Source organism: Arthrobacter sp. Y3225116, from assembly GCF_059091245.1.
On sequence record NZ_JBNHGL010000588.1, the window covers coordinates 1 to 366 of the forward strand.

Annotated in this window: 1 pseudogene; it reads right to left on the reverse strand. The window is 72.1% G+C overall.

Annotated elements, in window-relative coordinates:
* A pseudogene (locus tag AC5RV2_RS19095) lies at positions 1-366 on the reverse strand (glutamate-1-semialdehyde 2,1-aminomutase); the annotation flags it as partial.

The following is a 366-nucleotide window of genomic DNA, read 5'->3' on the forward strand; positions in this document are numbered from 1 at the left end:
CAGGCCGGCGGCGTGGCGGCCGCGGCAGCCCGCGCGGCCGCCGGCAACGCGGCGAAGATTTTCTCCATCGCGGCGTCGTCGTGCGCTGCCGAGAGGAACCACGCTTCGAACACCGACGGCGGCAGGTAGACGCCGGCGTCGAGCATGGCATGGAAGAAGGGGGCGTAGCGGAAGGCTTCCTGGCCCTGAGCGTCGGCGTAGTTGTGGACGCCGTTGGCCGAGGTGCCGAAGGCCACGCTGAACAGGTTCCCCGCGGTCTGGATGCTGTGGTCCACGCCGGCCTTCGACAGGGCGGCGGTCAGCGCGGCCTGCAGTTCGAGCGAGCGGGCGTCGATCGCCGCGTAGACAGCCGGCGTCGCGGCGGTC